The sequence below is a fragment of the Glycomyces paridis genome (assembly GCF_004912155.1).
Taxonomy (GTDB): domain Bacteria; phylum Actinomycetota; class Actinomycetes; order Mycobacteriales; family Micromonosporaceae; genus Glycomyces; species Glycomyces paridis.
The window spans coordinates 76,340-87,005 of the sequence record NZ_STGX01000019.1 but is presented as its reverse complement, the minus strand read 5'-3'; the positions used below and the strand labels follow the sequence as shown (position 1 = coordinate 87,005).

Sequence of the window (10,666 nt, the reverse complement as noted above, 5' to 3'; positions counted from 1 at the left end):
CGGCGCGGTCGGCGCGGTCGGCGCGGTCGGCGCGGTCGGCGACCGCATCGTTCTCGGCCGCAGAGCCGTCGTCCGCATCGGCGCCGCGCATGGCGCGGTCCGGTTTCCGGCCCGGCGCCGGGTCGGCTTCGGGGAGCTCAGGCCATTCGTGCGGCGCAGCGCCGCCCGCCGCGTCGCCGGGAGTGTCCGGGGCACTGCCAGTGACCTCCGGCGGGGGCCCGTCCGCGGGTTCGGTGGGCTTCCGGGGCATCGGCTCGGTGTCGTCCCGATGGTCGCTCATGTGGACCATCGTCACAGTTCGCCCCGCTTCTGCGGCGCGATTCGGAGGAGTTGGCGCGGGCAGGTCCGAAAGGGAGCGCGGCTCGCGTCGATCAGGACCGCCGGCAGCGGCCGCGACCTGGGCCGCAGCCGGAAGGTGCGGCGGCGTGCGTTCCGGTCGCGTCCATTCCCCGGGTGCGAAACCCGGTCGAAGGCCGCGGGACCGCGGATCGCGCCCGGGCCACCTACAGTTGAGCCATGTCAGATCCGCAACCCGTGCAGCCGCCGGTCGCCGACCGCCGCGAGCAGACCAGAACCCACCACGGCGACACGGTCGTCGACCCCTACCAGTGGCTCAAGGACGCCGCCGACCCTGACGTGCTCGGGTACCTGCGGGCCGAGAACGAGTACGCCGAATCGCGCACCGGGCACCTCTCGGGGCTGCGCAAGGCGATCTTCGGCGAGATCAAGGACCGCACCCAGGAGACCGACCTGTCCGTCCCGGTCAGGGACGGCGGCTGGTGGTACTACGGGCGCACCGAAGAGGGCAAGCAGTACGCGATCCAGTGCCGCGTCAAGGCCGAGGGCGACACGCCGCCCGAGGTCGAGGCGGGCGTGGCAGTGGACGGCGAGGAGGTCCTCCTCGACGGCAACGTGCTCGCGGAGGGGCACGACTTCTTCTCCCAGGGCATCCACGACGTCTCCCCCGACGGCAACCTCCTCGCGTTCGGCGTCAACTACTCCGGCGACGAGCGGTTCACCCTGCGGTTCAAGGACCTGCGCACCGGCGAGCTGTTCGCCGACGAGATCGAGGGCGTCTTCTACGGCGGCGCCTGGTCGGCCGACGGCTCGGTGTTCTTCTACTCCAAGGTCGACGACGCCTGGCGCCCCCACCAGGTGTGGCGCCACGTCCTCGGCGACGCCTCCGAGGACGTCCTGGTCTACCAGGAGGACGACGAGCGCTTCCGCACCGGCATCGGCCTGACCCGCTCCAAGGGCTACCTCGTGATCTACTCCGGCTCCTCGACCACGACGGAGTACCGCTACCTCGACGCCGACGACCCGACCGGCGAGTTCGCCGTCTTCGGCGCCGGCCGCGAGCAGGGCGTCGAGGTCGTCATCGACCACCAGGGCGACCGGTTCTGGGTGCTGCACAACAAGGGCGCCGAGAACTTCACGCTCGGGTGGACCCCCGTGGAGGACACCACCGGGTTCAACGAGGTCATCGCGCACCACAGCGCGATCCGGCTCGAATCGGTCGACGCGTTCGCCGACCACGTCGTCGTCTCGCTGCGCCGCGCGGGCCTGCCCCGCGTCGCCCTGCTCGACGCCGAGGGCCGCTTCCGCGAGATCGCGTTCGACGAGCCGCTGTACGACGTCGGCCTGGGCCAGAACCCCGACTACGAGTCGCGGCAGCTGCGCATCGGCTACGGGTCCCTGGTGACCCCGCCGTCGGTGTACGACTACGACATCGACACCGCCGAACTCCACCTGCGCAAGCGCACCGCCGTCCTCGGCGACTTCGACCCCGCCGACTACGTGCAGTACCGCGAATGGGCGACCGCCGCCGACGGCACCCAGGTGCCGATCTCGATCGTCGCCAAGGCCGGCGTCGAAGCGGACGGGACCGCGCCGTGCCTGCTGTACGGGTACGGCTCCTACGAGCACTCCATCGACCCGTACTTCTCCATCGCCCGCCTCAGCCTCCTCGACCGCGGCGTCGTCTTCGCGATCGCGCACGTGAGGGGCGGCGGCGAGATGGGCCGGCAGTGGTACGAGCAGGGCAAGCTCCTGCACAAGAAGCACACGTTCACCGACTTCGTGGACGCCGCGAACCACCTGGTCGCGGCCGGGTGGGCCGCCCCGGACCGGATCGTGGCCCGCGGCGGGTCCGCCGGGGGCCTGCTCATGGGCGCGGTCGCGAACCTCGCCCCGGAGCGGTTCGCGGGCGTCCTCGCCGACGTCCCGTTCGTCGACGCGCTCAACACGATCCTCGACCCGACCATGCCGCTCACCGTCGGCGAATGGGAGGAGTGGGGCAACCCGCTGGACTCGGCGGAGGTGTACGCGTACATGAAGTCGTACTCGCCCTACGAGAACGTCACCGCCGTCGCCTACCCGTCGATCCTGGCCGTGACCAGCCTGAACGACATCCGCGTGGGCTTCCACGAGCCCGCGAAGTGGGTCGCGAAGCTCCGCCACGAGAGCCCCGAGTCCGACGTGCTCCTCAAGACCGAGATGGAGGCCGGGCACGGCGGCCGCTCGGGACGCTACGACGCGTGGGAGGAAGAGGCGTTCAACCTCGCCTGGGTCCTCGACAAGCTCGGCATCGCCTGACGGACGCATACGAGGGCCCGGCGCAGCGGTGCTGCGCCGGGCCCTCGGCCGTTCAGTCCCCGCGCGGCTCGTCCTCGTCGAACTCGACGACGATCAGCTGGTGCGCCGCGTCCGCCGGATCGGCCTCGTCGGGCACCGGGCCGTCCCCGGCGGGCTCCTCCGGGTCGGCCCCCTCGGCGGGGTCGGCCGAGCCGGCCAGGTCGAACTCGGACAACTCGTCGGAGTCGTCCTCCCATTCCCGGTGATAGTTCATATACCAACCGTAGACGCGCCCGAGGCCGCGCGGCCGACGAACCACCAGGTAGCCTGAGGAGGGCCTTCACATGCTCGTGGGCAATACTTCACCCCGACGCAACAGAGGCCATCAGACAGCGGCGTCTGAGCACCGCCCCCGGTCGGGGAGCAATCAACGACTTGTCTAAGGAGCAGGCAGCATGCCTATCGCAACACCCGACGAATACAACGAGATGATCGACCGGGCGAAGGCAGGCTCCTTCGCCTACCCGGCCATCAACGTGACGTCGACTCAGACGCTCAACGCCGCGCTCGCCGCGTTCGCCGAAGCCGAGTCCGACGGCATCGTCCAGGTCTCCACCGGCGGCGCCGAGTACCTCTCCGGCCCGACCGTCAAGGACAAGGTGACCGGCTCGGTCGCCCTCGCCGCCGCCGCGCACGAGATCGCCAAGAACTACCCGGTCAAGGTCGCCCTCCACACCGACCACTGCCCGAAGAACAACCTCGACTCGTTCGTGCGCCCCCTCCTGGCCATCAGCGAGGAGCGCGTCGCCCGCGGCGAGCTGCCCCTGTTCCAGTCCCACATGTGGGACGGCTCCGCGGTCCCGATGAACGAGAACCTCGCCATCGCCGAGGAGCTCCTGGCGCGCACCTCGAAGGCCAACATCATCCTCGAGATCGAGATCGGCGTCGTCGGCGGCGAAGAGGACGGCGTCGAAGCCGAGATCAACGAGAAGCTCTACACCACCGTCGAAGACGGCCTCGCCACCGTCGAAGCCCTCGGCTCCGGCGAGAAGGGCCGCTACCTCACGGCCCTCACCTTCGGCAACGTGCACGGCGTCTACAAGCCCGGCAACGTCCACCTGCGCCCCGAGATCCTCAAGGAGATTCAGGACGCCGTCGGCGCCAAGGTCGGCAAGGACAAGCCCTTCGACCTGGTCTTCCACGGCGGCTCCGGCTCCACCGCGCAGGAGATCAGCGACGCGGTCGACCACGGCGTCATCAAGATGAACATCGACACCGACGCCCAGTACGCCTTCACGCGCCCCATCGTCGACCACATCTTCCGCAACTACGACGGCGTCCTCAAGGTCGAAGGCGAGGTCGGCAACAAGAAGGCCTACGACCCCCGCGCCTACGGCAAGCTCGCCGAAGCCGGCATGGCCGCCCGCATCATCGAGGCCTGCCAGCAGCTCCGCTCTGCGGGCAACAAGATCAAGTAGCAAGCGCCGCAAGGCGAAAGAGGAGAGCTCGGGTCGCGCAGCGATCCGGGCTCTTTCTTGTCCCCTCCGACGCGGCCGTAGCTGAGCAGGTCCTCGGTGCGAACAGTGGATGGCGAGTGCGCCGAAGGCTGCGGTCGCGCCCGGGACCGGTCGTGGCGGCGGGGCGCTAGCGAGAACAGGGTCGGCGGACGGCCGGGCTGTTGAAAGGCGGCAGCGACGCAGCGGGTGCGGGGCTGGCGGAGCATTCGAGTTGCGGGCCGAGTCGGGTCGGGGCAAGAGCGGCACCGACACGAGAGACGGGGGCTCTCGGCGGGCGGCAGGGCCCATTCCCATTGGGGCACAAACACTCTGGGACGGAACATGAGGATGTTCGAATCGTGTGGGTGATGCGGCCCGGCCCGGGCGGAGGGATGATTGAACTACGTACAGGGATGCGGAATCCGTGTAGTGGAGCAGAGTCTGGTGGTAAGCAGACTACGACATAAGCCTCTGGCCAGATACTCCTCCACTCCATCGAAACCGAGACGATCGCGAAAGCGTAGGGCGCTCCTATCCGGTCCCCGATACCACTGCTCGTCGGAGCCACCCCAAGAAAGGGTTGCGACGACGGCAGGCCACCGAGCCCGGCCATGCCGGGCCCGAACACCCTGGGCACCAGCAGTACCGTGCCCAGCTGTTTGACCGGCGGCAGTAGCCGCCACGGCAATACCGGTGCACCGCACCGGAGCACCACACCGCACCGGTGAGCAACACCGGAGGATAGAGAGGAAGCGAGACAAGAAGGTAGAAGGGGAAGGAGGTACGAAGACCACGACGAGCTTGACCGTGACCTCGGTCGTGCTGCACAGTTGCACTCCAGAGCGAACCCGCTCGGGGTCCACTGGACGGGCCGGGCTCCCGATTGCTGTAGCGCTCGGTCGCCGTGGGTTGCAGCCGGCCGGACGACCGACGCCGTTCCCGGCAACGCGCCCGGAACCTCACCCGCCACCGCTCCATCGCTGCCGGATGTAGCCCATGCAACGGCCAAACTCGTTCCCGGACAGGCAACCTCGCTACTCGCCCCGCCACTCCGTGGCTTCGGGGTGCAGCCCGCCCGACCTGGTGAGGCCGCGGACGACCTTCGCTGCCTCGGGCCGCCACTCCGTCGCTGCGGGGTGTAGCCCGCCCGACGACCAGGCTGGTTCACGGCGGCACAACCGGAGCGTGGTCCGCCACTACCCCGTCGTTGCAAGCCTGAACGCCGAGTCAAGCCGCTCGGAGAGCTACGCGACCCGCTTGGCCGCCACAGCCCCGTCGTTGCAAGCCTGAACGCCAGGGGAAGACGCGGCCCAGCCCTACAATCCACCTCGGGCCGGGCCTCCTCCACTCCATCGCTGAACGCCCGAACACCGTCGTATGACCAGCCTCCGCAGGTCGACGCAGGCGTTTGTCACGCATGTCAGGTCGCCTAGTCAGGCGACGCTGCCCGAGGCCCCCGGCACTTCTCTCAGTCGCGATTCGGAACGGTCCCGGTGCTGGTAGGCGAGCACCGCCTCATCCACGATGCGGCGGATGCGCCCTCCGGTCTTCGCCCAGTCGAGGTGTTCGGCGGCACCGACGAAACGCGGCACCCCGGTGTGCAGGTCGGCGACGATGCCGACATAGTGCGGCTCGACGCTCGCGAAAGTGGCCCTGATGCAGCTTCGGCCCGGCAGCTCGCACAGGCGCAGCACCCGCCCGTCGATCACGGGTGCGGACAGGATCGGAAGGCCGAGGGTGCCCAGGGACCGCAAGTGAAGGTTCCGGACCTGCCGCCAGAATCCGAGCGCGGCGGCGATGACGGCCCGACGGACCGAATCGGCGTCGGCCCAGTCGGCGTCTTCGACCAGTTGGAGCCGGACGCTTCCCGTCTCGATGCCCGTGAGATGCCCGAGGTAGACCGGCGTGATCCGGTCGGGAAGCTCGAACACGGTGACGGTGAAGTTCACCGGCGACGCGCTGACTCGCAGCGCGTGACCGCGGATAGTGATGTCCCGCAACGCGATCGGCGCAGCCTCGGCGGGATCGGGACGGCGGTTCACGACTCGGCCCCCGCATCCTCGCCGTGGCGGTGATCGCGCCGCTGGGCCTGGTAGCTCAAGCACGGGAACAGGACCGCGATACCGAAGTGGGCCGAGCAGACCCGACAATGGCGGGACTCCTCCGAGTAGGGCTCGTGGACGCCCGGGATCGGCTCGAACTCCCGGACCAGTCGCTCGCGATGACGCTGCGCGGCGGGCGAGCCCGGATCGTCGGACTCCGGGGATACGCTTGACGACACCATGGGAAACCTCGTTTCTCCTGGATCTAGGGGGCGGCCCGCCATCATCGATTGGACCCGTTGCGGCGGGCCGCCTTTACCTTCTTCAGTTGTCGCCCGCCCTTCCCCACCGGAGGGCCAGGCTCCAGGCCGCGCTCGCACGACAGAGACGGCCGGGCCATGGGAGTGACCTCGATCTATGACCTCGACCACGAATCCAGGATGCCATAGGTTTCCATCAAGTACAAGTTGGGTGCGCAGTAAATTTTAGCGCGCAATGCGCATGTTAAACTTCTCTGGTACTTGAGCTAGCTTTCAAACTAGGCCAGATGACATCCCCCGGCACTGGAGGACACAACATGGCAGCTACAAAAGGGCAACCCACCCTGCGGGCGCAGTGGCTCGGTCGCGAGCTGAAAAAGCGCCGCCTCGCGCAGAAGCTGAAGCTGGCGGAGATCGCCGAAATCCTCGGGAAGTCCGAGGGCACGCTCAGCCACTACGAGACCGGCACCTACCGCATCCCACACCCGGACCTGCTGGAGATGCTCGACCAGTACGACGTGGTCGACAAGACCGAGCGCGCCGGATTCATCAAGCTCGCGCAGGAAGTGCGCCAGCGCGGCTGGTGGGACGGGTATCAGCCCTTCCTGGGAAACTCCTTCGCCGACTACATCTGGTTGGAGGACACGGCGATCAAGGTCCGGATCTTCGGCCTCACCTTCCTCGACGGACTGCTCCAAACTCCGGAGTACGCAAGCGAGCTGATCACCAACGGGCCACAGCGGGATGACGCGGTCCAGGTGAAGCGTCAGATTGAGGCGCGCATCATGCGCGGCGACGTATTCAAGGAGGACCATGAGAAGTCCTTTGAGTTCCTTATCCATGAAGCGGCCCTCGACATGGTGGTCGGCGACGCCGAGGTCATGGAGGGCCAGTTCCGCAAGCTCATCGAGATAGCCGAATACAACCGAGTGGAAATTCGCCTCCTGCCCAGCAGCACCAGCCGCCACATCGCCGCAGGAATCGCAACCGGATTCGTGTACTTCGAACTGGAGGAACCGCTCCCGGATGTGGCCTGCATCGAGACCCCCGCGGGCGCGATCTACCTCGAATCCCCTGACATCGAGGCCTTCGCCGAAACCTATGATGGGCTCTGGAACGAGGATGCGCTCAGCCCTCAGGAATCCATCGCACGCATCAAGAGCAGGTTGAAGGACGAGTGACGACATGAACCGCGAGACCGCGCTTCAGACGGCCCGACTGAACGCAGCGACCTGGCGGAAGTCCAGCCGCAGCTCCGGCACCGGCAACGGCCAGTGCGTCGAGGTCGCCTGCCTGCACGACGCCCCCTGGCGGAAGTCCACCCGCAGCTCCGACACCGGCAACGGCAACTGCGTCGAGGTCGCCGGGCTGGTCTCGACCGTGGCGGTCCGCGACTCGAAGCTCCCGACCGAAGGCAACTTCCCGCACCTCCTGGTGACCGCCGAGGAATGGACCGCCTTCCTGTCCGGCATCAAGGACCACTGACGATCCCAAGCACAACGAAGGGGCCCGGCCGCTGCGCGGCCGGGCCCCTCTGCGCTGCCGGGAGGTCGGTCACGCTTTCCAGGGAGGCCGTTTCGACTTCCGACGCGGCTCGTTGGCTGGTGTGCAAAGTCCTTGTCCCCGTATACAACCGAGGAGACTCGATGACCGGCTTCTTGTTGCCAAGACCGCCACGCGATTCGGGTTGGGAGTCCGACGACCTGGACGAACATGACCTTCCAGACCATGTCGAACTCATCGACGGCGCGCTTGAAGCCATGAGCCCGCAGTGCTCATGGCATCAGGAGGTCATATTCCGGCTGATGGTCATCCTGGATCATGCCGCCTCCGACGACCTTCGAGTCGAACAGCGCATGACCATCCGCATCGATCGCAAGAACCGCCCCGAAGCGGATCTCCTCATCGTCGAAGTGCGGCCCGAGTACGGACGTGACACCAGGTGGTTCCGCCCTGCGCATGTGCGTCTCGTCGTGGAAATCGAATCGCCGGAGTCAGAGGAGCGGGACCGTCTCCTCAAACCCGGCATCTACGCCAGGGGAAACATCCCCTATTACCTGCGGAGCTCAGAGGCGGTCGAGGGCCTGCCGGTCCTGCACCTCTACCGGCTCGAAGACGGCGAGTACAAGCTTGTGAGCGAGCAGTACGGCCGAGTGGTCCTCGACGAGCCGGTCAAGGTCAACGCAAAGCTCGATGGCAACTGGTAGCCGAGGGGGTACGGATCCTCCCTGCGCGGTGGCTACCGAGAACGCCAGGGCTGGTACTCATAGTCCATGACGCACAACGTGAGGGTTCCTCAGTGGTTTCCGCTGCTGATGAGCGTGGGCGCACTGGTGTCCAGTGGCTTCGTGTTCGCGAAGTACTCGGCCACAGGCGACGGCTCCCTGTTGTTCTTCGCGCTGTGGGGGCTCCTCGTTGCCGTCTTGGCGATCGTGTTCCGCAATATGGCGACGTTGAAGGTGAGGCCGGATCTGGTGGTCAGCCGCACCCAGAACCGCTCGGTCAAAAGGATGCTCCATCCTGCCGACCGCCTTGAGATCGTGGACGGGCGATTGTTCGTGGTGGACTACCAGGGCGCTCGGGAGGAAATCCCTTTGAACGTGCTGCTGCTTCGCGAATCCGACTGGTTGGAGTTCGAGGCGGCCGTGGCGCACCGATGGCCGCCCAAGCAGTGAGCAACGAACAAGGGGCGGCGGGCCAGAAGCCCGCCGCCCCTTGTTCGTTGCTCGTGTTACTTGGCGAACCAGACGGTGGCGCCTCCGGGGAGGGTGCCGTTGTCGAGGGGGGCGCTGGCGAGGAGGATTTCGGTGCCGTAGCGCTCAACCGGGACGGATTCGTCGCCGAAGTTGGTCACGACGACGACCGCGCCGTTGTCGAAGGCGAAGGCGTTGTCGCCTGGGTCCTGGAGCCAGGTCAGGCCCGTGGCCTTGTTGGCGCGGCGCAGTGCGATCGCCTTGCGGTAGAACTCCAGGGTGGAGCCCTCGACGCCGTCTTCGGCCTCGACGGACAGCTCGGACCAGTCGGCGGGCTGCGGGAGCCAGGCGCCGTTCGTGCCGAAGCCGAGCGAGGAGCCCTCGCGGGTCCACGGCAGGGGGACGCGGCAGCCATCGCGGCCGATCTGCTCGCCGTTGGTGCGGAAGAACGTGGGGTCCTCGCGGACCTCGGCGGGGAGGTCGAGGACTTCGTTGAGGCCCAGTTCCTCGCCCTGGTAGACGTACACGACGCCCGGCAGTGACAGGAGCAGCTGCGTGGCGGCCTTCGCGCGCCTCAGGCCGGTCTCGCCGCCGCCGTAGCGGGTGACGTGGCGCTGGACGTCGTGGTTGGAGAGCACCCAGGTGCAGGGCGCGCCGACGCCGGCGTTGTTGGCGATCTCGTCGTCGATGGCCTTGCGGAAGTCCGCGGCCTGGAACGGGGCCAGCACCAGGTCGAAGTTGAAGGCCTGGTGGAGCTCGTCGGGGCGCAAGTAGAGGGAGCGGCGTTCGGCCGAGTCGGTCCAGGCCTCGGCGACGAAGATGCGGTCGCCCTCGTACTCCTCGATGATGGGGCGCCAGGTGCGGTAGATGTCGTGGACGCCGTCCTGGTCGAAGAACGGCGCCTGGGTGGTGCCGATCATCTCGATGGTGCCGTCGCCGCCGGTGTCGGGCAGGCCGGGGGCCTTGACCATGCCGTGGGCGACGTCGATGCGGAAGCCGTCGACGCCGCGGTCGAGCCAGAACCTGAGGATCGACTTGAACTCCTCGTGGACCTCGGGGTTCTCCCAGTTGAGGTCGGGCTGGGTCGAGTCGAACAGGTGCAGGTACCACTGCTTCCCGTCCTCGGTCTTGGACCAGGCGGGGCCGCCGAAGATGGACTGCCAGTTGTTCGGCGGCGAGTCCGGGAGCTCGGGGTTGACGTCGCGGAAGTGGTAGCGGGCCCGTTCGGGGGAGCCGGGGGCCGCGGCGAGGGCGGCCTTGAACCAGACGTGCTCGGAGGAGGTGTGGTTGGGGACGATGTCGGCGATGAGGCGGATCCCGGCGGCGTGGGCGTCGGCGAGCATCCGGTCGAAGTCGTCGAGGTCGCCGAAGCGCGGCTCGATCGCCCGGTAGTCGGAGACGTCGTAGCCGGCGTCGTTCTGCGGCGAGGCGAAGAACGGCGAGAGCCAGATCGCGTCGACGCCGAGCTTCGCCAGGTACGGGATGCGCGAGCGGATCCCCTCCAGGTCGCCCATGCCGTCGCCGTTCGCGTCGGCGAAGGAGCGCGGGTACACCTGGTAGATGACCGCGTCGCGCCACCAGTGTTGACTCATCGGTGAGAT

9 protein-coding genes and 1 pseudogene are annotated in these 10,666 nt (G+C 67.7%); 6 read left to right on the top strand and 4 right to left on the bottom strand.

What is annotated here, in order from left to right; translation table 11 throughout:
• Positions 1–280, bottom strand: a pseudogene (locus tag E9998_RS25550) (hypothetical protein); the annotation flags it as partial.
• Between the two features lie 236 nt (positions 281–516).
• Here E9998_RS25550 and E9998_RS21580 point away from each other — a divergent pair.
• A complete protein-coding gene (locus E9998_RS21580) occupies positions 517–2,595 on the top strand; it encodes a S9 family peptidase (RefSeq protein ID WP_136531769.1) in 2,079 nt (692 codons plus the stop codon).
• A 52-nt stretch (positions 2,596–2,647) separates the two neighbouring features.
• Here E9998_RS21580 and E9998_RS21575 read toward each other — a convergent pair whose 3' ends face one another.
• Positions 2,648–2,848, bottom strand: coding sequence for a hypothetical protein (locus tag E9998_RS21575; RefSeq protein WP_136531768.1), 201 nt, complete (start codon positions 2,846–2,848; stop codon positions 2,648–2,650).
• Positions 2,849–3,029: 181 nt separating this feature from the next.
• Here E9998_RS21575 and fbaA point away from each other — a divergent pair, with 181 nt between their 5' ends.
• Positions 3,030–4,052: a class II fructose-bisphosphate aldolase gene (gene fbaA / locus E9998_RS21570; RefSeq protein WP_136531767.1), complete on the top strand. Its 1,023-nt coding sequence runs from the start codon at positions 3,030–3,032 to the stop codon at positions 4,050–4,052.
• 1,451 nt (positions 4,053–5,503) lie between these two features.
• On the opposite strand, the gene E9998_RS21565 is transcribed toward fbaA, so the two are convergent.
• On the bottom strand, positions 5,504–6,112 hold the full coding sequence (locus tag E9998_RS21565) for a hypothetical protein (RefSeq protein ID WP_136531766.1): 609 nt from the start codon (positions 6,110–6,112) through the stop codon (positions 5,504–5,506).
• 577 nt (positions 6,113–6,689) lie between these two features.
• Between E9998_RS21565 and E9998_RS21560 the strand changes: the two genes are divergently transcribed.
• The 4 genes from E9998_RS21560 (at position 6,690) to E9998_RS21545 (ending at position 9,047) form a co-directional block, all read left to right on the top strand.
• The gene (locus tag E9998_RS21560; RefSeq protein WP_158299929.1) at positions 6,690–7,553 is read left to right on the top strand and encodes a helix-turn-helix domain-containing protein; all 864 of its coding nucleotides are present in this window, start codon (positions 6,690–6,692) and stop codon (positions 7,551–7,553) included.
• A 4-nt stretch (positions 7,554–7,557) separates the two neighbouring features.
• Positions 7,558–7,857: a DUF397 domain-containing protein gene (locus tag E9998_RS21555; protein ID WP_136531764.1), complete on the top strand. Its 300-nt coding sequence runs from the start codon at positions 7,558–7,560 to the stop codon at positions 7,855–7,857.
• A 161-nt stretch (positions 7,858–8,018) separates the two neighbouring features.
• On the top strand, positions 8,019–8,579 hold the full coding sequence (locus E9998_RS21550) for a Uma2 family endonuclease (RefSeq protein ID WP_158299928.1): 561 nt from the start codon (positions 8,019–8,021) through the stop codon (positions 8,577–8,579).
• 66 nt (positions 8,580–8,645) lie between these two features.
• The gene (locus E9998_RS21545; RefSeq protein ID WP_136531762.1) at positions 8,646–9,047 is read left to right on the top strand and encodes a hypothetical protein; all 402 of its coding nucleotides are present in this window, start codon (positions 8,646–8,648) and stop codon (positions 9,045–9,047) included.
• A gap of 56 nt (positions 9,048–9,103) precedes the next feature.
• Here the strand turns inward: E9998_RS21545 and E9998_RS21540 are convergent, their stop codons facing one another.
• Positions 9,104–10,657, bottom strand: coding sequence for a glycoside hydrolase family 13 protein (locus E9998_RS21540; protein WP_136531761.1), 1,554 nt, complete (start codon positions 10,655–10,657; stop codon positions 9,104–9,106).
• Positions 10,658–10,666 lie beyond the last annotated feature (9 nt).